Origin of the sequence: Streptomyces sp. NPDC088116 (genome assembly GCF_044741745.1) — a bacterium.
Taxonomy (GTDB): domain Bacteria; phylum Actinomycetota; class Actinomycetes; order Streptomycetales; family Streptomycetaceae; genus Streptomyces.
In genome coordinates this window covers 463,322-483,213 of the sequence record NZ_JBIUTF010000006.1, presented here as the reverse complement: position 1 = coordinate 483,213, position 19,892 = coordinate 463,322, and the positions used below count along the sequence as shown (strand labels likewise).

Annotated in this window: 17 protein-coding genes; 11 read left to right on the top strand and 6 right to left on the bottom strand. The window is 70.3% G+C overall.

Going from position 1 to position 19,892, the window contains the following annotated elements; all coding sequences use genetic code 11:
* Positions 1-221: 221 nt before the first annotated feature.
* The 4 genes from ACIOJD_RS25580 to ACIOJD_RS25565 form a co-directional block, all read right to left on the bottom strand.
* Positions 222-689, bottom strand: coding sequence for an STAS domain-containing protein (locus ACIOJD_RS25580; RefSeq protein WP_401917795.1), 468 nt, complete (start codon positions 687-689; stop codon positions 222-224).
* A complete protein-coding gene (locus ACIOJD_RS25575) occupies positions 686-2,290 on the bottom strand; it encodes a PP2C family protein-serine/threonine phosphatase (RefSeq protein ID WP_401917794.1) in 1,605 nt (534 codons plus the stop codon). The genes ACIOJD_RS25580 and ACIOJD_RS25575 overlap by 4 nt, the downstream gene beginning before the upstream one ends.
* A 288-nt stretch (positions 2,291-2,578) precedes the next feature.
* The gene (locus ACIOJD_RS25570) at positions 2,579-2,890 is read right to left on the bottom strand and encodes an STAS domain-containing protein (protein ID WP_401917792.1); all 312 of its coding nucleotides are present in this window, start codon (positions 2,888-2,890) and stop codon (positions 2,579-2,581) included.
* A 137-nt stretch (positions 2,891-3,027) separates the two neighbouring features.
* The gene (locus ACIOJD_RS25565; protein WP_401917790.1) at positions 3,028-3,441 is read right to left on the bottom strand and encodes an ATP-binding protein; all 414 of its coding nucleotides are present in this window, start codon (positions 3,439-3,441) and stop codon (positions 3,028-3,030) included.
* A 337-nt stretch (positions 3,442-3,778) separates the two neighbouring features.
* On the opposite strand from ACIOJD_RS25565, the gene ACIOJD_RS25560 reads away from it, so the two are divergent.
* The 10 genes from ACIOJD_RS25560 (at position 3,779) to ACIOJD_RS25515 (ending at position 12,868) form a co-directional block, all read left to right on the top strand.
* The gene (locus tag ACIOJD_RS25560; protein ID WP_401918051.1) at positions 3,779-5,002 is read left to right on the top strand and encodes a PP2C family protein-serine/threonine phosphatase; all 1,224 of its coding nucleotides are present in this window, start codon (positions 3,779-3,781) and stop codon (positions 5,000-5,002) included.
* 86 nt (positions 5,003-5,088) lie between these two features.
* Complete coding sequence (locus ACIOJD_RS25555; RefSeq protein WP_401918049.1) at positions 5,089-6,810, top strand: CHASE3 domain-containing protein; 1,722 nt, start codon at positions 5,089-5,091, stop codon at positions 6,808-6,810.
* A gap of 5 nt (positions 6,811-6,815) precedes the next feature.
* Positions 6,816-7,259, top strand: a complete 444-nt coding sequence (locus ACIOJD_RS25550) for a response regulator (RefSeq protein ID WP_401918047.1) — start codon at positions 6,816-6,818, stop codon at positions 7,257-7,259.
* A 155-nt stretch (positions 7,260-7,414) separates the two neighbouring features.
* Positions 7,415-7,882, top strand: coding sequence for an ATP-binding protein (locus ACIOJD_RS25545; protein ID WP_401917788.1), 468 nt, complete (start codon positions 7,415-7,417; stop codon positions 7,880-7,882).
* 137 nt (positions 7,883-8,019) lie between these two features.
* Complete coding sequence (locus tag ACIOJD_RS25540; protein WP_401917786.1) at positions 8,020-8,535, top strand: MarR family winged helix-turn-helix transcriptional regulator; 516 nt, start codon at positions 8,020-8,022, stop codon at positions 8,533-8,535.
* A gap of 194 nt (positions 8,536-8,729) precedes the next feature.
* Complete coding sequence (locus tag ACIOJD_RS25535) at positions 8,730-9,071, top strand: STAS domain-containing protein (protein WP_401917785.1); 342 nt, start codon at positions 8,730-8,732, stop codon at positions 9,069-9,071.
* Positions 9,072-9,289: 218 nt separating this feature from the next.
* Positions 9,290-9,685, top strand: a complete 396-nt coding sequence (locus tag ACIOJD_RS25530) for an ATP-binding protein (RefSeq protein ID WP_401917783.1) — start codon at positions 9,290-9,292, stop codon at positions 9,683-9,685.
* Between the two features lie 218 nt (positions 9,686-9,903).
* Complete coding sequence (locus ACIOJD_RS25525; protein ID WP_401917781.1) at positions 9,904-11,151, top strand: Gfo/Idh/MocA family protein; 1,248 nt, start codon at positions 9,904-9,906, stop codon at positions 11,149-11,151.
* Positions 11,148-12,089 carry a PmoA family protein gene (locus ACIOJD_RS25520; RefSeq protein ID WP_401917780.1) on the top strand — a complete coding sequence of 314 codons (942 nt, stop codon included), beginning with the start codon at positions 11,148-11,150 and terminating at the stop codon, positions 12,087-12,089. Before ACIOJD_RS25525 ends, ACIOJD_RS25520 begins: the two co-directional genes overlap by 4 nt.
* On the top strand, positions 12,086-12,868 hold the full coding sequence (locus ACIOJD_RS25515) for a cupin domain-containing protein (RefSeq protein ID WP_401917778.1): 783 nt from the start codon (positions 12,086-12,088) through the stop codon (positions 12,866-12,868). The genes ACIOJD_RS25520 and ACIOJD_RS25515 overlap by 4 nt, the downstream gene beginning before the upstream one ends.
* Before the next feature lie 89 nt (positions 12,869-12,957).
* On the opposite strand, the gene ACIOJD_RS25510 is transcribed toward ACIOJD_RS25515, so the two are convergent.
* Positions 12,958-15,300, bottom strand: coding sequence for a discoidin domain-containing protein (locus ACIOJD_RS25510; protein ID WP_401917777.1), 2,343 nt, complete (start codon positions 15,298-15,300; stop codon positions 12,958-12,960).
* Between the two features lie 306 nt (positions 15,301-15,606).
* Between ACIOJD_RS25510 and ACIOJD_RS25505 the strand changes: the two genes are divergently transcribed.
* Positions 15,607-18,912, top strand: coding sequence for a family 78 glycoside hydrolase catalytic domain (locus ACIOJD_RS25505; protein ID WP_401917775.1), 3,306 nt, complete (start codon positions 15,607-15,609; stop codon positions 18,910-18,912).
* 76 nt (positions 18,913-18,988) lie between these two features.
* Here the strand turns inward: ACIOJD_RS25505 and cobF are convergent, their stop codons facing one another.
* The gene (cobF, locus tag ACIOJD_RS25500) at positions 18,989-19,888 is read right to left on the bottom strand and encodes a precorrin-6A synthase (deacetylating) (protein WP_401917774.1); all 900 of its coding nucleotides are present in this window, start codon (positions 19,886-19,888) and stop codon (positions 18,989-18,991) included.
* Positions 19,889-19,892 lie beyond the last annotated feature (4 nt).

Genomic DNA, 19,892 nt, shown 5'->3' with positions numbered 1-19,892 from the left:
GTGCCTTCTTTCTCCACTTGTCTCCCCGCGTCCTCGTCGCGACGTTCCCGCGATCGGGCCCGCTCTCCGGCACCCCGGCCGAGCCCGCTGTCCGGACCCCCGCGCCGGACCCCGCCCCGACCCGCTCTCCGGGCCGTCGCTCCGGGCCCGCGACGCTTTGCCTTCCATGAAACCGCGCCCCGCGCCCCCTCGCCACCGGGGACGGGAGCGCGGCCGACGGCTCAGCCGGGGCGGCCGTCGCCCGACGGTGAACGCTTCTCGCGCGCTTCGTGCTCCTCGTCCCCGGTTCCGTTCAAGTGGCCCATGGTGCCGGTTACTTCCAGCATCCGCTCCAATGTCGGCTGACGCTCCGTCAGGAACAGTTGTACGTCGTCGGCCTCGGCGAGACGCCTGATCATCAACAGCGCCGCGAGCCCCATCGAGTCACACATCGTGAGCCCGCCGCAGTGCAGCTCCAGCCTGCGCACGCCCCGGTGGGTGCGCAGCAGACTCCTTACGGAGTCCACCACTTCGTACGACGTCTCGTAGTCCATCTCCCCGTCCAGCCTCACCTCGACGGTGTCGGGCCGTGGCGTGGTGACGACAAAGGCCAGCGGCTCCGGAAGAGGTTCCGGCACGGACTCGGGAACGGATTCCGGCGGGGAGCCGGGAGCGGGCTCGGGGCGAGGGTCGGAAGTCGGAACGGTCATGCGGTGAACCTGCCCGGTCCGTGCCCTCCCACCGCGCTCAGATGATTCCGGCGCGGCGCTGTGATCGCGACCAGCGCCATGTCGTCGTGCCGGCCGGAGCCCACCCACTCGGTCGCGAGCGTCGAAACGCGTTCGACAACCGTCTCCGCCGGCATTCCGGCGCATTGGGAGAGCGTGGCCGAGAGCCGCCGCTCACCGAGCATCTCGGCACCGGACGGTCCGCCTCTCGCCTCCGTGATGCCGTCGGAGAAGAGGAGACACGTCTCACCCGGCTGAAGAGCCGTACGGAAGGTCCGCGCGGACACCTCGGGCAGTGCCCCGATGAGCGTGCCGTTCGTACGGGCCTCCTCCACCGTGCCGTTCGACCGGACGATCATCGGCGCGGGATGCCCGCCACTGGTCAGCCGCAGCTCGACGCCGTGCGCCAACCGCGCCACGGAGGCCAGCACCAGCGTCGCGAACCGGGTGTGGTGCGAGGTGAGCAGGGCGCCGTTGAGGAGTTTCAGCAGCCGCTCGTGGTCCGGTTCCACCAGCCGCAGCGCCTGAAGGGTGTTGCGGATCTTCCCGGTCAGCACGGCCGCTTCCAGCCCCTTGCCGCACACGTCGCCCAACACGGCCTGGGATTCCCCTCCCTGCTGATCGGCCGGGTAGAAGTCGTAGAAGTCCCCGCCGACTTGCTGGTCGTCCCGCGAGGTGCGGTAGCCGCCGGCGAACTCCACGCCGTCGTAGTGGTGCAGCCGCGGCGGCAGCAGATCGCGCATCAGCAGATTCGCGACCGAGGACTGCTCGGCGAAGACCAGGGACGCGGAGACCGCGGCGCCGGCCCGCGCCGCGAAGATACGGGCGAATCGCTCCTCGTCCTCCGTGAAGTGCGCCCGTCCGGCCCGGCGCAGCAGGATCAGCGCACCCGCCGGTGCCCCGTTGCCGGGCAGCGGCGTCACCAGTACGGAGCCGATCTCACCGAATCCCTCCGGGGCGAGCCAGGCGGGAGCGGTCCCCGGATCGATCCAGCGGGAGGGGGCCGGCGGGAAGACCTGGAGCGCCTCGGCCAGACCCGGCAGGTCCGTGGGGGCGGCGGAGCGCACCTCACGGGTGACGGTTCCGTCCTGCCCGGCGCGGGTGAGCGGTACCCGGCGGCCCGTCCGCGGTCCCACGACCACGGTCGCGTCGGCCAGATGCCCGGCGGCGAGCAGTGCCGTCGTGTCCACGCAGGTACGGGGGTCGAGGGACGAGAGGAGCCGGTCGGACACCTCGACCAGAAACGCGGTGCGCCTGCGCTCCGTGTCGAGCGCGTCCTTCGTCGCCCGGTGATCCGTCTCGTCGCTGAGCCACCAGGTCGTCTGGCCCCCGGAGCCCGTCTCGGCACCACTCGCCCGGTAGGAGCGCTCGCCCACGGCTCCGTACGCCGTCCACTCCCGCTCGGCATGGGCCTCGGCGAGCCAGGGCGGTCCCTGCCGGGCGAGCCGGGAACCGGCGGCGAGACCGGGCAGAAGCGTGACCGCCGCCGCGTTGACCAGCCGGATCACGCCGGTACGGTCGGCCACGATCACCGGGTGCGGCGACGACTCCGGAGCCACGCCACCTGCGGCCTCGTCGGTCATGGACGTGCTCGTCAACGAATGCCTCACATAGTGGAATGCCGTGGCCCAGAGCGGGTCTGCGAAGTCCCGCCCGGCACGAATTCCCTTCACCCTCTCGCTTCTTCGCCCGATGTGTTGTCGCACGGCAACGGTCCTCCATCGGGGCGAGGGGCGCAATCCCTCCTCCAGGTCCCCGATCGAGTGAAACCGGCGAATTCCGACCCGACCCGGGCCGGCCGTCAACTGCGAGTGGCCGACGTCAACCGACAAGTGGCCGGCCGTCAGGTGCGGGTGGCCTGGCGGCGGCCGTCAGCGGTGGAGCGCGGTGTCGAGATCGGGATCGACCGGGAAGCGCGCCGCCGTACCGGTCACGTCGAGCAGCCGCCGCACCGAGCGGTGCAACGGGCCCACGAGGCGCAGCTCGTACCGGCGCGCGGCGGACAGCAGCAGATGCAGGACCGTCGAGTCGGCGAAGACCACCTGGGAGACGTCGATGACCACGCGTGAGGCGCCGAACCGTCCCGCGTCGCTGAGCGCGAGTTCAATCTCGGACGCGCTGTCGATGTCGACCTCGCCCGCCAGTATCACCACGAACGAATCCCCGTCGGGGCGATGCGTCACGACAGCGTTCTCAGATGCCTGGTGATGGTCGGGACTCATGGGGCACCAGCATGCCATGGGTGTGGGCCGTTGACGGTCGCCGGATGAACGGCGGCCAAGCGGAAGCGGTCGCGGGCGGCGTCGGATCAGCGGGCGCGTCAATGACGGATCAGCGCCTTGATGAGCTTGCCGCCGTCCCCGAGCGCCGTCACCGTGACCTCGGCCAGCCGGTGCACCAGCGGCCAGCCGTAGCCGCCGGGCAGCCAGTCCTCCCGGTGCTGCTTGAGGGCGGGAAGCCGCGGACTCGCGTCGCGAACCGCGATCTCGACCACCCCGCTACGCGCGGAGATCCGGAAACCTGTCACCCCGCCGGCATGCCGGATGGCGTTGGTCACCAGCTCCGACACCACCAGCAGCACATCGACCGCCGTGCGCTCCGGCACCGCCGGCTCGTACCGGTCCAGGAAGGAGCGCACCAGCGCGCGGGCCTCGGCCGTACCCGTCGGGAGCGCGTCCAGCCATGCCGGTGTTCTCGAAACGGAGTTGTCCGCTCCGTCGCCTACCGTTGTCATCCCGGCACCCCCGTACGCGGCTGCTGGCTCGTGATCCGGCGGAGAGCATCGCATGTTTCGCGCGCGCGTGAACCGGAGTACGTGAATACACCACCCACGTGCGTAGGTTTGCCACAAGTGCACCCCTGAGAGGCGTTCTCTCACCGCGAGCGGAATGATGCTTGGGTTGTCGCATATGCTTCCCGCCGAACGACTCCGGGCGACCGGCGTCGCCTGGTGAGGGGGGTGGAAAGTGGTCGAGTTGCCCGCGGGCCTCTCGTCGCGGCCCGCGCGAGGCCGCCGTGCCAACGGAGTCGCCGTACGGTCACAGGAGGCTACAGCGGTCGTACGCGACTCCCTGTGGGCCGGCGACGCGATCCTGCTGCTGGTAGAGGACGACGCGGGCGACGCGCTGCTGGTCGAGGAGATGCTCGCGGACAGCGATCTGGACTCCCCGCTCACCTGGTGCAAGACGCTGGCCGAGGCCCAGCGGTTCCTGACCGCCCGCACCGCTCCGGTCTGTGTGCTGCTCGACCTGCATCTGCCGGACGCGCAGGGAGTCGACGCCGTCACCCGTATCGTCCGCAGCGCTCCGGACGCCGCCATCGTGGTCCTCACCGGCCTGGCGGAGGGCGAGGCGGGCCTCTCCGCCGTGGCGACCGGCGCGCAGGACTATCTCGTCAAGGGACGGTTCGACCCGGAGGCGCTGAGCCGGGCACTGCGCTACGCCCTCCAGCGCAAGCAGGTCGAACAGGCCTCGGCCGCCCTCCGCGCGAACGAGCAGATGGCCCAGGAGAACGCCCGGCTGGAACGCGGCCTCCTCCCCGTCCCGCTGCTGCGCGGGGACGACTTCGAGGCCATCGCCCGGTACGAGCCGGGGCGCGCCCACGGCCTGCTGAGCGGTGACTTCTACGACGTCGTCCAGACCCTGGACGGCACGGTCCACGCGGTCATAGGGGATGTCTCGGGACACGGCGCCGCGGAGGCGGCTCTCGGGGTCTGCCTGCGGGTCGCCTGGCGTACGGCCGTACTGTGCGGGACACGGCAGCTGGACCAGGTGCGCCTGCTGGAGGAAATACTGGTCGCCGAACGGGCCGACCAGCATGTGTTCGCCACCGTCACCTCGCTGGTCTTTCCCCCCGGCGGGCGGGAGGTACGGGTCGTCCGTGCGGGCCACCCGGGGCTGCTCGTACGGCACCGATCGGCGGTCCACTGGGAGGAGCCGCAGGTGGGCATGGCACTGGGCCTGCTGCCCGGCATGGGCCGCTGGACCGAGACCGAACTGCCGCTGCCGCCCGGCGGACACGTGGTGCTTTTCACGGACGGCCTCTTCGAGGGGCGTACGAGCCCGTCGACCCGGCTCGGCGAGGACGGACTGCTTCAGCTGGCGAGAGCGCACAGCGCGCTGTCGGCCGACTCCTTCGTCGACGCGCTGGTGGACGGGGCCACCGAGGGAGCGGCTCCCTACGGCGGCCTCGCGGACGATGTCGCCGTACTCCATCTCGGCTGGGCCGGTACGGGGAGCATTCCGGGGCAGGGGACCGGTACCACCGCAGGCAGTGCAACAGAGGACGGCACATGATGAGCCCCGACGAGCCAGGACAGATGCCCCGCGCCTCACCCGCCCTCCCCTCCCGCCCGGCGTCCCGTCCTTCGCCGTGGTCGACCATGCGGGCCCGGCTCTCGGTGCAGGGCTGGGTCCAGCTGATCCTCGTGGCCCTGGTGCTGGTGGTATGCGGCTGCACTCTCGTCGCCGGTGCGCTGCTGTCGCGGACGAACGACCGCACCAACGACCTCGTCGACCGGATCCAGCCCGCACGCTCCAGCGCGTACCAGCTCCAGAAGGCGCTCCTCGACCAGGAGACCGGCGTACGCGGCTTCGCGCTCACCGCCGACCCGTCCTTTCTCACGCCCTACAACGCGGGCCGCCAGGACGAGCGGCGGTCCGTCGCGCGTATGAGCGCCATCGTGGCGTCGAACCCCCGGTTCGCCGACGACCTCGCCCGGATAACGGGCGCCGCCGAGCGGTGGCGGCGCGAGCAGGCGGGACCGCTCATCAAGTCCGTACAGGTCCGGGGCGCCGAATCGGCGTCCGCGGAACGGCTGACAGGCAGCAAGGAAGGCTTCGACGAACTGCGTGGTCTCTTCGCCCTCCAGCAGCGCCATCTCGAAGAGGCCGGGAAGCAGGCGCGCACCGAACTCGATGACGCCCGTGAGCTGCGCGATGCCGTGTTCATCGCGGTCCTGGGCGTCTTCGCCCTCGCGGTGGTGGGACTCGCGTTCGTGCTGCACCGGATGGTGGGCCGGCCGCTGAACGTGCTGCGTGCCGCGTCCGACGGCGTACGCGCGGGGGCGTTCGACCGGCGCATCGAGGTCGGCGGCCCCTCCGACCTGCGGGCCGTCGGCGCGGCCGTCGAGGACATGCGCCGGCGCCTCGCCGATGAACTCGAAGCGTCCCGGTCGCGTGAGGCCCTCCTCGCGGAACAGACCGAGGAGCTGCGCCGCTCCAACTCGGAGCTGGAACAGTTCGCGTATGTGGCCTCCCACGACCTCCAGGAGCCGCTGCGCAAGGTCGCCTCGTTCTGCCAGCTGCTGGAGAAGCGGTACGGAGACCAACTGGACGGCCGGGGGAAGCAGTACATCGACTTCGCGGTCGACGGCGCCAAGCGCATGCAGATCCTGATCAACGATCTGCTCACCTTCTCCCGGGTGGGGCGGGTGCACGACGCCTGGCAGAGCGTCGAGCTCGACGAGGTGCTGGACCGTGCGCTGGGCAATCTCGCGCTGGTCATCGAGGAGTCCGACGTCACCGTCGAACGGGAACCGCTGCCGGAGATGACCGGTGACCCGACCACCCTGGCCATGCTCTGGCAGAACCTCGTCGGTAACGCGATCAAGTTCCGCAGGCCCGACGTACCGTGCCGGATCGCCATCGGCTGCATCCGGGAGGACGACGAGTGGCATCTGACGGTCTCGGACAACGGCATCGGAGTCGCGCCCGAGTTCGCCGAGAAGGTCTTCATCATCTTCCAGCGGCTGCACGCGCGGGACGAGTACGAGGGCACGGGCATCGGCCTGGCGCTGTGCCGCAAGATCGTCGAGTTCCACGGCGGCAGGATCTGGCTGGAGTCCGCACCGGAAGGCGGCACCCGTATTCACTTCACCGTGCCGGCCGTCGTCGTTGCGGAGGAGTCCACGCAGCCGCGGGTGGAATCCGCGGACCTGGCGGAACCGGTGGACCCCGCCGCCCCGGCCGCGCCCGCCGACTCCACCGTGCCCGCTGACACCGCCACGTCGGCTGCCCGCGCCGCGCCCGGCGTCAGCGGTGTCTCTGGCGCCTCGGAAGCCCCAGACGCCACACCGACCACCCCGCCGGGAGCTGCTCCGTGACCACTGTGAACATGCCCGCGCAGCCGATCGAGGTCCTGCTGGTCGAGGATGACGCGGGCGACGAGCTGATGACCCGTGAGGCGTTCGAGGACAACAAGATCCGCAACACCCTCCATGTGGTGCGCGACGGGGAGGAAGCCCTCGACTTCCTGTACCGGCGGGGCGAGCACGCGCAGGCCCCGCGCCCCGACCTCGTCCTGCTCGACCTCAACCTGCCGAAGTACGACGGACGCCAGGTGCTGGAGGAGATCAAGACGGATCCTGAGCTGGCGTCGATCCCCGTCGTCGTACTGACCACGTCGTCCGCGGAGGAGGACATCCTCCGCAGCTACAAGCTCCACGCCAACGCGTATGTGACCAAGCCGGTGGACCTCGATCAGTTCATCGCGGCGGTCCGGCAGATCGACGAGTTCTTCGTCAGCGTGGTCCGGCTCCCGGGACGTATGTGAGGCCGCCGTCGGCGCGCGCGTGGCATCCGCCGGTCCCGTCGGCGTACGTGACGCCCTTCATGGAAACCGGTGGGCATACCGGCAGCGTCATGGGGCATAAGGGAATTCGAGAAGGGGTCCCCCGATCGCCTTCACCGGTGCGCGGGCAGGAGCGTATGAACGAACAGACCATCGGCGGTGCGGCATTCACTTCCTTCGCGGACTCCGTGCAGCCACTGCGCCGGGCAGCGGAATTCAGCGGGGAACCGGGCTGTATCGCCGAGGCCCGGCTGCTCGCCGTCCGATTCCTCCAGCAGCTGGAGGCCGAATGGTTCGCCGCGCTCGGCGACCGTACGGACAGTGATCTGCTGCTTGTCGTCAGCGAGCTGGTCACCAACGCCGAGCGGCACAGCCATGGACCGTATCTGCTGGAGCTGGAGGGCACGGACCGGCAGGTGACCGTGACCGTGTACGACTCCAGCTCCTCCCTGCCGCGCCGCTTCGCGCGCGACCCCGGCCGGCTCGGCGGGCACGGCATCGAGATAGTCCACACGCTGAGCGACCGGCTGACCGCCGAGCGGGTCCCCGTCGGCAAGCGCGTCCAGGCGTTCTTCGACCTGGAGCGCCGCCGGATCCCGGTCTGACGTGGTCCGGGACCTCCGACGCGGTCCGTAGGTGCCGTAGGGCCTGTGGCGTACGGTTCGCGAGCGGGGGCACGCCTTCTTCCAGGGGCGGATCCTTCCGGGCTGACAAAGCCCGTACCGGATGAAAGAGTGGATCGATGTCCCGTTCCACCGGTGGGCCGCGCCAGAGCGACCAGGTCGCCGAGGCCGTCTCTACCGCCTCGGAGCTGCTCGAGGTGCTGTGGGGGCGTGGCCAGGAAGCGGCGCCCACCGGACCGGTCTCGCCGTCCCAGCTGCGGGCTCTTCTCGTCATCGAGCAGCATGAGGGCGCGAATCTGCGGACGCTCGGTGAGGTTCTCGGCTCACGCGCTTCCTCGCTGAGCCGGCTCTGCGACCGGATGGAGGCCATGGGACTCGTGGTCCGCTCGCCCAGCCCGACGAGCCGCCGCGAGGTCGAACTGCGGCTGGGCCGGCGTGGTCACACCGTGCTGGACGAGTACCGCGCCCTGCGTACCCGCGAGGTCGGCAGCGTGCTGGAGCGGATGGATCCCTCGGACGTCCTGATGCTCGCGGAGGGACTGTCGGCGTTCCGCGCCGCGGTGACCGGGTGTCCCGGCGCCGTGGAGAACGCGCCCGCCGAATCCCGGCGAGGCCACGTGACGGACCGCGCATAGCGCTGTCCTGGCCCTCTTCGCGGCAGCGTCACGGCACGCCGCTCTCCGCGCCCGGCCGTTGTACCGAAGCGGTGAACAGGCTGTTGTTCACCGAAGAATGTTGTCAAAGGGCAACTGTCACTTCTATCGTGGTGACGTCCTGTTCGTCAGCCCGAAGGATCCCGGTGCAACCCCCTCACAGCGCAGGTCAGGCCATGGGAGTGGTCACGAGCCAGGATGGCGACGCGGTGATCGTCGCCGTCAGCGGCGATCTCGATCTGGAGAGCATCGCCCCGCTCGTCACCGCACTGGCCGAGGCCGGGAAGACCCCGACCGGTCCTGTGGTGGTGGATCTGTCCCGGGTCACCTTCGCCGACTCCACCTCGGTGAACGTACTGCTCCGCGCCTACGGCGACCTGGGCCCGAGGCTGCGCCTCGCGCAGCCGTCCGCGTTCGTACGGCGGCTGTTCGACGTCATCGGCCTCGAACACGCGCTGCCGGTGTACGGCACGACCGAGGACGCGCTCGGGGCTGGCGACGCGGGCGACGGTTCGTGAGCGAGGCGCCCGCCGGGTGAGGGACGTGCCCGGCGGGCGCGTGTCGTGGATGACGCGTGAGCGCGATGAGCACGGCTCATGAACAACGATGAGCACGGCTCATGAACAACAAGGTTGACTCGGACACTCTTCGGATCTCATTGCTGGGGTAAACGGCCGGAAGAGATGGCCGCAAACGAAGTCCAACCGACGGGGTGAGCCCGATGCACCACCCGATCATGAGCGACGACGATTCCCACCGGTACACCGAGTGGGACTGTAGGCCGGAGTTGGCTGCCGAGGCCCGCGAGACGACCTACCGGTTCCTGGCCGGTCTGTGCCCGACGCCGTCCGCACACACCTCGCAGAATCTGGTGCTGATCGTCTCGGAGCTGGTGACCAACTCCCTGCGCCATGCCGGGGAGGTCACTTCTTTGCAACTGTGTGCGGATCGCCGCAGCCTGCGGATCGTGGTGAAGGATCCCAGCCCCGCGCAGCCGCAGGACCGTACACCGGACCTCACGGGCCGTACGGGCGGATTCGGCTGGCCCATGATCCAGCGTCTGGCCGAGAGGGTCACCGTCCGGCCACGCGTGGGTGGCGGCAAGACCATCCTGGCCGTTCTGGCGAGGTAGGCCACACACAGGTGGGGCGCCGCCCATCGGCGCGTGGTGCCCGCCCCACCCGCGCGCGGCATCGAAGGACCGACGGCCGCGCGGTTCCCGGGAGCGTGCGCCCGCGGCCGGGTTCGTGGCGCGTGAGCGTTGTCCGACCCGTTGACACGGATATCCGGTGACTTTACGTTTCTCGAAGAAAGCGCTTGCTGCACGAGGAACCAGAAGCCCGAAAGGGAGTGTTCGCGACGTCTCCGCGCAACGTGTCTCCGCGCAATGTGAAAGACCGGCGCGTCCGCGCCGCCGTCATCGGCACCGGACAGATCGCCAGGGGCGCACATCTCCCCGCCCTGAAGGCACTCGGCGACGACATCGACGTCGTCGCCGCCTTCGACATCGATGAGGACGCCGTACGGGCGTTCTGCGCCGAGGGCGGCATCCCGCACCCGTACACCGACCTGGGCCGCATGCTCGACGAACAGCGGCCGGACCTGGTCACCGTCTGCACGCCGCCCGCCTTCCACCGCGAACAGACCGTGGCCGCACTGCGGTCCGGCGCCTGGGTGTGGTGCGAGAAACCACCGTGCCCGTCGCTCGCCGACTTCGACGCCATCGAGGCGGCGGAGGGGCCGGAGGCGGACGGCGGACCGTACGCGTCGATCGTGTTCCAGCACCGATTCGGCTCCGGGGCCCGGCATGTCCGCTCCCTGCTCGCCGCGCGGGCGATGGGGCGCCCGCTGGTCGCCCACTGCCAGACCACCTGGTACCGGGACACCGCTTACTACGCGGTGCCCTGGCGGGGCAACTGGGCCAGTGAGGGCGGTGGCCCCGCGATGGGCCACGGCATCCACCAGATGGATCTGCTGCTCGACCTCCTCGGTCCCTGGAGTGAAGTACGCGCCATGGCGGCCCGGCTGGTGCACGACGTGGAGACCGAGGATGTCTCGACGGCGCTCGTCCGCTTCGAGAACGGGGCGCTGGCCACCATCGTCAACAGTGTGCTCAGCCCGGACGAGGTGAGCCGTATCCGCGTCGACTGCGAGCGCGCCACCGTCGAACTGACCCATCTGTACGGTCACTCCAACGACGACTGGCGGATCACCCCGGCGCCCGGTGCCGACGCCGGGGAACTGGCCGGCTGGCGTGACCTGGGCGAGGACGTGCCCAGCTCGCATCTCGCCCAGCTGCGTTCGCTCGTCACCGATCTGCGGGCCGGCCGACGGCCGCGCGGCAGCGGAGCCGACGGCCGCGGCAGCCTGGAACTGATCACCGCGCTCTACAAGTCGGCCTTCACCGACGCCACGGTCAGAGCGGGAGAGATCGTGCCCGGCGATCCCTTCCACACGGCCCTGCACGGCAATACGCCGGGCTGGGCGCCGGTGTCCGCACCAGCCTCCGCGCCCACCGGCCCCCCGTCCACACTCGCCGAAACCGCCGCCCCCGCCGAATCCGCCGCAGCCGTACCCGTCACGGAGACGCCCGTATGACAACGCACGCCCCGGCCACCCCAGAACTGCGGCTGACCCACGCGCACGGCGACCGCATCGATCTGCGGGCCGGCGAGGTCACCCTGCTCGGCTACGTCTACCAGCCCGAAGCGGCGTGGGAGGCCCCCAAGCCGTATCTGCACCCGCTGCGCACCCTGTCCGGCGGTGTGGTCACCGACTACCGTCCCAACGACCACCGCTGGCACAAGGGCCTCCAGCTCACCGCCTCCCATCTGTCGGGACAGAACCTGTGGGGCGGCAACACCTATGTGCACGGCGAGGGTTACCTCCCGCTGCCCGAGCGTGTCGGCTCGATGAGCCATGAGGGCTTCGACGAGGTGTCGGCCGCCGACGGGCGCGCCGTCATCGCCGAGCGGCTGGTCTGGCGCAACTTCGACGGCGACCCGTGGGCGGACGAGGCCCGCCGGATCGAGATCCACGACGTCGACACCGAGGCCGGTGCCTGGACGCTGACCTGGTCCAGCGCGATCACCAACCGTCGTGACGAGGCGCTGCGCTTCGGCAGTCCCACCACGGCGGGCCGTGAGATGGCCGGTTACACCGGTCTCTTCTGGCGCGGACCGCGTGGCTTCCGGGGCGGGCGGCTCCTGAGCCCCGAGCTGGAGGGCGAGGAGCTGATGGGCACGCAGGCTCCCTGGGTCGCGTACAGCGGGGAGTTCGACTCCGTCGACGGTCACGCCACGGTCGTCTTCGCGCACGCGCCGGAGAACGAACACACCGGCGAGGGGAGTGAGCACCCCGCGCACTGGTTCGTACGGAGCGACCCGTTCGCCGCCGTCGCGCCCTCCTGGGCGTTCCACGAGGAGCTGCTCCTTGCGCCGGGTGACACCCTGACCCGGCGCTGGCGGGTGGTCGTGGCCGACGGCAGCTGGGAGCGGGACGACATCACCGGCCACCTCGAGCGGCAGCCGTGGTGAGCGTGGATCCGGCGGCGAGCTTCGCCGGGCTCCCGGGGGCCGTCGCCGTCTCGCATCTGAGTGTGTACGACTGGGAGGCCGCCGACGGTTTTCGCGGCGGCACCCCGCATCTGCATCTCACCTGCTCCGAGGCGTACGTGGTGACCGAGGGCCGGGGCGCCGTCCAGACCCTCGGCCCGGAGGCCTCCGACACCACACCGCTGAAACCGGGTGCCCTGGTCTGGTTCACACCCGGCACCATCCACCGTCTCATCAACGAGGGCGGGCTGCGCATCGTCGTCCTCATGCAGAACAACGGACTGCCCGAGGCCGGAGACGCCGTGCTCACCCTCCCGCCGGAATACCTCACTGACCCGGAGACCTACGCGCGCGCCGTACGGATCCCGGACGCGGCCGAGGCCGAACAGGCCGCCGTGGCGCGCCACCGCCGCGATCTGGCGATCGAGGGTTTCACCGTGCTGCGTTCGGCGTGGGAGGCGGGGGACCCGGAGCCCCTGCTCGACTTCCAGCGGGCCGCCGCCATGCTCGTACGGCGCCGGGTGGCGGACTGGCGGTCCCGCTGGGAGGTGGGTGCGGCCGAGGCGGCCCGGCAGACCGGCGCCCAGCTCGACCGGCTCGCGGCGGGCGACGACTCGCATCTTGCGCAGGCGCGGACGCGTACCCGATTCCCGGCGGCGCACGGAAAGTTCGGCATGTGCGGACGGCTCGACACGTATGACGTACTGGGCTCGCACGACGATCCGGACAGGGGCCCGGATGCCGGCCGGGAGGGACTTTAGACAGCGGAACGGGCCCGGCCGGGACATCCCGGCCGGACCTTTCTCGTACGTACCTTTTCGTACGCACCTTTGTAGGCACCCGGACGGGATCAGCCGGTGTACGCCTCCAGCTCGGAGAGCTGCGCGGCCGGCCAGCCGGTGTTGGCGGTGAACGTCAGGCGCAGATAGCGCGCCGAGGTTCCGTTCAGATCGACGCTCGCGGTGTTGCCGCTCGACGGGTCGAAGGTGTATCCCGCCGACGACTTGAGCGTGCTGTACGAGGAGTTGTCGGTGCTGCCCGACACACTCAGCGTCTGTGTACGGGTCGCCCACGCCGATGACGGCGGCAGCTTCAGGGTCAGGCGCTTGACGGCCTTCGCCGCCCCGAGGTCCACCGTGATCGTCTGCGGGAAGGCGTGGTTGGTGCTCTCCCAGTACGTGCCGGCGTCACCGTCGACCGCGTTGGCCGCGCGGTACACGTCCGCGTGGCCGGACTCGGTGACCGGACGGCCCTTGGCGATGTTGTCGGTGTCACCCGGCGGAGTCGTCGGCGGGTCGGTGGGCGGTGTGGTGGGGTCATCCGGTACGCCGCCGTTGGTCCACACCGGATCGGGCCAGGTGCCCGTGCAGGCGGGCGGGTTGGCGTACCAGCCCGAGTTGCCGGCGCCCTGGGTGATCTGGAAGCCGCCGCCGACACAGTTGTGGATCGGGTTCGACTGCGCGACATGCGTGGCGGTCACATTGGTGAACGAGGCTGTTCCGGGTGCCTGGATCTGGAGCGCGTACGTACCGGCGCCGTCGATCCGCACGTTGTTGAAGTGCAGTCCGTTCGTCGCGCCCTCGATCAGGTGGATCGCCGCGTAGGAGCTGTCCAGGACCGCGGTGTCGGTGATGTTGATCGTGGCGTTGATCGGTTCGTTGAGACCGCTGAACCACATCGCGCCGACACCGAACCGCCAGTTGAAGTCGTTGTTCCCGGCACGTATCAGAGTGTTGCGCGCAGCGGTCGTGGTGCCCGAAACCGCCGTCCCCTGACCGGAGTTGACCCCCGGATAGCGGTTGGCGACATGCAGGCCGCCGCCGTTGGTGATGGTGTCCGACATGACGTTGTCGGAGATGGTGATGTCCCTGCCGCCGTACGTGACGATGTTGTTCGCCAGGATCGGCAGGATCACGGTGTTGAACGTGAACTTGTTCTTCACGTTCGGGACGTTCTCCGCCCACATCGCCAGGCCGTCGTCGCCGGTGTTGCGTACGAAGGTGTTGGTGACCGTGGAGTTCGTGACACCGATGTGGAAGTTCACACCGTCGGCCGTCTGGTCGAGGATGCGGCTGTTCTTGATGGTGAAGTTGTCCATGGGGCCGTCCATCCAGGCGCCGCACTTGGTGTGCTGCATCCAGACGTTGTCGACCGTCGAGTTGGACATCGCGCCACCGATGGCGTTGACCTGGTCGTTGTCCACGCGCTCACGGATGTCGCCCATGATGGCGAAGTCCTTGAGCGTCACATTGCTGCTGCCGCCCGCCGAGGCGTACTTGCCGTACACACCGACGGCCTTGGAGCGGTCGGACGGGTCACGTCCGGTCAGCACGCTGTACCAGGGGCCCGCGCCGCGCAGTGTCACCTTGTCGACGATGATGTGGTCGCGCACCTGGAAGGTGCCCTGCGGGATGTAGACCTCCTTGCCCTGGGTCCGGCCCGCGTCGACCGCCGCCTGGATCCTGGCCGTCGAGTCGGCCCCTCCGGTCGGGTCGGCGCCGAAGTCGCTCACCACGTCCAGCGCGCCCGACGGCTTGCCGACCGGCGCGCCGACCTGCTCGAAGTCGGCCAGGTCGACGGTGAAGGACGGTGACGAGGCCGTCGAGGAGACCTGGAGCCTGACCTTCGTACCGGTCGGCAGGGTCGAGCCGAACATGGTGCGCGTCTCGTCGTAGAAGTGGTGCGGGTTGGTGTCACCGGGGTTGTTGTTGAACGGGTAACCCCCGTAGTACCAGCCGTACTTGGACGTCACCGGCACACTCTTGAGGGCGCTGCCGTTGACGCGCAGGTCGATGGCGGCGTCCCGGCCGGTGCCGGCCGCGTTGTCGGGCAGGGAGTAGCGGAACGACATGGCGTTGGCCGGAGCGGTGAGGGTGAACTCCACATACTCACCGACCGCGTCGAGCGTGACGGCCTGCCGGCCCGAGGCCTCCGAGGGCAGTGAACCGTAGAGGCGGTCGGGGCCGATCAGCGTGCCGTTGGTGACGGCGTACTCGGCCTCCTGCTCCTTGAACGGTACGGACGCACCGCGCCCGGGGACATCGAGGGGGGAGGGGGCGGGGACCGCGGCCGCCTGGGCGGCGGGCGCGGTGGACAGCACGACCGCGGCGGCGGTGCCGGCCACGGTCAGTGCGAGAGACACGGATGCGGATAAGCCGCGGAGGAGCAGGCGGCGTCTTGGGGGGAGTGTCACAGACATACGTCCTTGCGGGCTCGTGGCGGACTCTGCGGACGCGAAAAATGCTAGAAGTAGGACCGCAGGAAGTCTATGAATCCGCGCAAATTTTGAAGGTGCGCGCAAAAATCTTCGACCATGGCGTGGTGAGACAGGGGCAGGAGGGAGGGAAAGGGTCGCACTCGGTCGCGCCGTCTCGTCCCGGTGGCGTCGCGCGAGCGCACCATCAGCCCCGCGCAGCCCTCTTGTAGCGCGCTCGCGGTCGGCCCTACGATGCATGAACGGGAGCGGTGAAACGTTTCAATCAAAGGGGTGGCGATGGGCATGGGCTGGACGCGAAGAGGTCTTCTCCACACCTCCGTGGTGGGCGCCGGAGCGGGGATCGCCGGGCTGGCCGCGGCGTCCGGGGCCGCCGCGGCCACTCCGGCGGGGGAGGGGAACGCCACCGCCCGAGCCGCCCGGCTCCGTGTCACGAGCGCGACCGTCGAGTACGTCGAGCACCTCCTCGGTACCGATGTCGCCGCCCCGCTGCTGTCCTGGGAACTCGAGTCCCGGGAGCCCGGAGGTGACGGCCGCGGCGCGCGGCAGAGCGCGTATCAGATACGGGCGGCGACCGATCCACACGACCTCACGGCCGGGCGTCACCTGATCTGGGACACCGGCCGGGTGGTGTCCGACCGCAGCCTCGCCGTCCCTTACGCGGGCCGCGCGCCGGCGCCCCGTACCCGCTGCCACTGGCAGGTCCGCGTCTGGGACGCCGAGGGGCACGCCTCCCCGTGGAGCACGGCCGGCTGGTGGGAGACGGCGCTCGGCGACGAGAAGTGGCAGGCGCTGTGGATAGGCGCCGAAGCGGCCGCCGGGCCGCCGGGCTTCGACGGCGCGTCCTGGATCTGGACCGAGGGAGCGACCACCGGCAACGCCCCTGTCGGGCCACGCTGGTTCAGGGGCGGCCTCGACCTTCCCACCGGTGTGACGAGGGCCGGCATCGTGCGCGCCACGGTCGTCGCCACCGCCGACGACGACTTCACACTCCACCTGGACGGCCGGCAGGTGCTGCACGCACCCGAGCAGGTGGACGGCTGGCGCACCGGCCGGACGGCCGATGTGACCGAAGCCGTACGGTCCGCCCCCGGCGGCCGGATCGTCCTCGCGGCCCTCGCCGCCAACCGGGGCAGCGGCTCCGTCAATCCGGCGGGACTGCTCGTACGCCTGCTGATCGAAACCGCCGACGGCGCCTCGCTCCACCTGGTCACCGGACCCGGCTGGCGGGCCGCCACGGCCGAGCGACAGGGCTGGGAACAACCGGACTTCGACGACAGCGGCTGGGCCGCGGCCCTCGTCCTCGCCCCGTACGGGCAGGGTCCGTGGGGGAGCGGTGTCGCGGTCGCCGCGCCCGAGGCGCCCGCGCCGCTGCTGCGCCGCGAGTTCACCGTACGCAAACCGGTCAGCCGCGCCCGGCTCTACATCAGCGGACTGGCCTACTACGTGGCCGAGTTGAACGGAGAGCGGGTCGGCAGCCAGGTGCTCGACCCGGCGTTCACCGATTACGACGAGACCGTGATGTACGCCGTGCACGATGTGACCTCGCTGCTGCGCCGCGGGGACAACGCGATCGGTGTGACCCTCGGCCGCGGCTTCTACGGTATGACCACCCCCAACGTCTGGAACTGGCACCAGCCGCCCTGGCACGGTGAACCCCGGCTGCTGTGCCGGCTGGAGGCCGACCATCCCGACGGCTCCCGCACGACCGTCGTCTCCGACACCGAATGGCGCATCACCGAAGGCCCCACGCTCACCAACTCCCTCTACGCGGGCGAGACATACGACGCGCGGCTGGCCCCCACCGGCTGGACCCGGCCCGGTTTCGACGACAGCTCCTGGCATCACCCGAAGCCCCTGACCGCCCCCAAGGGCACTCTCCGAGCCCAGCCGCACGACCCCATCGAGGTCATCGAGACCCTCACCCCCACCGCCGTCACGGAACTGCGCCCCGGTGTGTATGTGGTCGACATGGGCCGTACGACAGCGGGCTGGAGCCGGCTGACCGTACGGGCCCCGGCAGGCACCGTCGTCCAACTGGTCCACGGTGAGAAACTCAAGGACGACGGCAGTGTGCACGCGGAGACCGGACATGTGCCGGGACGCTTCCAGCGTGACGAGTACATCTGCGCGGGCAGTGGGACCGGCGGCGAGGCCGAGGTGTGGGAGCCCTCGTTCTCGTACAAGGGTTTTCGCTATGTCGAGGTCAGCGGGCTGCCCACCCGCCCACGCCCGTCCGACGTGGTCGGCCGCGTCGTCCATACGAAGGTGGCCGAGGTCAGCGATTTCAGCTGCTCGGAACCGTTCTACGAGCAGCTCGACCGCGCGATGCGCCGCACCCTGCTCAACAACCTGCACGGCATTCCCACCGACACCCCCATGTACGAGAAGAACGGCTGGACGGGGGACGCGCAGCTCGGCGCGCCCATCATGGAGTACGCCTTCGGGGTCCACCGCTTCCTGTCGAAGTGGCTCGGTGACCTGGCGGACAGTCAGAACACCGACGGTCAGCTCCCGGTGATCGTGCCGAGCGGCGGCTGGGGCTACGGCGATCTCGGGCCTTCCCCCGAATGGACGACCGTATATCCGTTCCTGATACGCGAGATGTACCGGATCTACGGCGACGACCGGGTGGCGCGCGAGCACTGGCCGACCCTGACCCGGTATCTGGACTGGGAGTTGACCAGGCTGAAGGACGGTCTCGCGGTCACCGCGCTCGGCGACTACCTGCCGCCCGGCTACGGCGGCAATCCGCCCGAGGACACCCGGCTGACGGCGACCGCCTATCTGCACCGTGCGCTGACGCAGACGGCCGAGATGGGCGACCTGCTGGGCCACGGCGAGACCGCGGACCGGTACCGTACGGCGGCGGCCGGGCTGAAGGGCGCCCTGAACGCCACCTTCCTCAACGCCTCCGGCCACTACAGCACGGCGAAGGACCCGGGATACCGGCAGACCTCCAACGCCCTGCCGCTGGCCTTCGGCCTGGTCCCGAGCGGCGCCCGCGCCTCGGTACTGGACAGCCTCGTCGCGGACATCGCCGCTCGCGGCGACCATCTCAACACCGGCGCGCTGGGCACGAGTGTGCTGCTGCGCGTCCTGTGCGCGCACGGCCGCCCGGAGGTCGCGCACGCGATCGCCATGCAGCGTACGTACCCCGGTTGGCGCTTCTGGTTCGACAACGGCGCCGACACCATGTGGGAGATGTGGCCGCTCGACTCACGCTCGCGCGACCACTACTTCCAGGGCACGGTCGTCCAGTGGCTGTACGAGAACGTCGCGGGGCTGCGCCCCGGGGACGCGGGCTACCGCACCTTCACGGTGCGGCCAGACGGACGGACCGGCGTCACCTGGGCGCGCACCTCGATCCGTACGGTACGCGGCCGGGCGGCCGTGGCCTGGTCGAAGATAGGCCGGGACCTGCGGCTCACGGTGCGGGTACCGGTGGGCGCGACGGCGGAGATACACGTACCGGCGGAGCGCCGGCACGACGTGAGGGCGGCGGACGGGGCCGAGTATCTGCGGACGGAGCCGGGGTTCGTGGTGTACCGCGCGGGGCATGGCGCCTGGGACTTCGTGGGGCGGGGGTGACCTGATGGCAGCCCGGTCGGACACGGCCCGGTCGCACACAGCCGCGTCGGATCGGGCTCGGTCACGTACGGATGTTTCAGGGGCCGGTGCCGCTTCCGTCACCGGGATCGCTTCCGCCGCCGGTGCCCCTCCTGTCACCGGTGCCCCTCCTGCCACCGGGATCACTTCCGCCACCGGGATCGCTTTCGTCACCCGTGCCACCACCGTCGCGCCGCAGCAGGTACGTGTCCATGATCCAGCCCTTGCGGGCCCGTGCCGCGGACCGCAGCTCCTCGATCCGTCCCGCGACCTCCGAGAGGCGCCCGGAGACCAGGATCTCGTCCTCGGTCCCCACATAGGCGCCCCAGTGGATGACCGGATCCGCCGCGAGATGGTGCCGGAAGGCCTGCCGCGCGTCCAGCATGACCACGAGATCGTCCACGCCCTCCGGCCAGCCCTCGGCGAGCCGCCGCCCCGTGGTGATCTGCACGGGCCCGCCCACCCGGTTCAGTGCGACGCGGTGCTTGGCGGCCAGCGCGGAGACACTGCTGATACCGGGAATCACCTCATGGTCGAAACGAACCGTGCCGCGCTCCAGGATCTCGTCGAGGATGCCGAGCGTGGAGTCGTAGAGGGCGGGATCGCCCCACACGAGAAAGGCCCCGGTCCGGTCCTCGCCGGGCCCCTCGCCCAGCTCATCGGTGATCATGCGCTCGTAGAGGTCCGCCCGGCGGCCCCGCCAGTCGTCGACGGTCCCGGGGTAGCCGGCGCCGTCGGGGGCCGGATCCCGCTCCGGATCCCGGGCCTCGACCAGCCGGTACCCGGCGCCGTCGACATACCGGCGCAGGACCTCGTGCCGGAGCCGCATGAGATCGGACTTCTCCTCGCCCTTGTCGAGGAGGAAGAAGACATCGACCCGCTGGAGTGCCGCGACCGCCTGCACGGTCAGCTGGTCCGGGTCGCCCGCGCCGATACCGATGACATAGATCTTTCGCACGCCA

Excerpts from the sequence above, each read along its gene's own strand:
- ACIOJD_RS25580 (WP_401917795.1), bottom strand. The coding sequence starts at position 689 with ATGACCGTTCCGACTTCCGACCCTCGCCCCGAGCCCGCTCCCGGCTCC.
- ACIOJD_RS25575 (WP_401917794.1), bottom strand. The coding sequence starts at position 2,290 with ATGACCGACGAGGCCGCAGGTGGCGTGGCTCCGGAGTCGTCGCCGCAC.
- ACIOJD_RS25565 (WP_401917790.1), bottom strand. The coding sequence starts at position 3,441 with ATGACAACGGTAGGCGACGGAGCGGACAACTCCGTTTCGAGAACACCG.
- ACIOJD_RS25555 (WP_401918049.1), top strand. The coding sequence starts at position 5,089 with ATGCGGGCCCGGCTCTCGGTGCAGGGCTGGGTCCAGCTGATCCTCGTG.
- ACIOJD_RS25545 (WP_401917788.1), top strand. The coding sequence starts at position 7,415 with ATGAACGAACAGACCATCGGCGGTGCGGCATTCACTTCCTTCGCGGAC.
- ACIOJD_RS25540 (WP_401917786.1), top strand. The coding sequence starts at position 8,020 with ATGTCCCGTTCCACCGGTGGGCCGCGCCAGAGCGACCAGGTCGCCGAG.
- ACIOJD_RS25535 (WP_401917785.1), top strand. The coding sequence starts at position 8,730 with ATGGGAGTGGTCACGAGCCAGGATGGCGACGCGGTGATCGTCGCCGTC.
- ACIOJD_RS25530 (WP_401917783.1), top strand. The coding sequence starts at position 9,290 with ATGAGCGACGACGATTCCCACCGGTACACCGAGTGGGACTGTAGGCCG.
- ACIOJD_RS25520 (WP_401917780.1), top strand. The coding sequence starts at position 11,148 with ATGACAACGCACGCCCCGGCCACCCCAGAACTGCGGCTGACCCACGCG.
- ACIOJD_RS25505 (WP_401917775.1), top strand. The coding sequence starts at position 15,607 with ATGGGCTGGACGCGAAGAGGTCTTCTCCACACCTCCGTGGTGGGCGCC.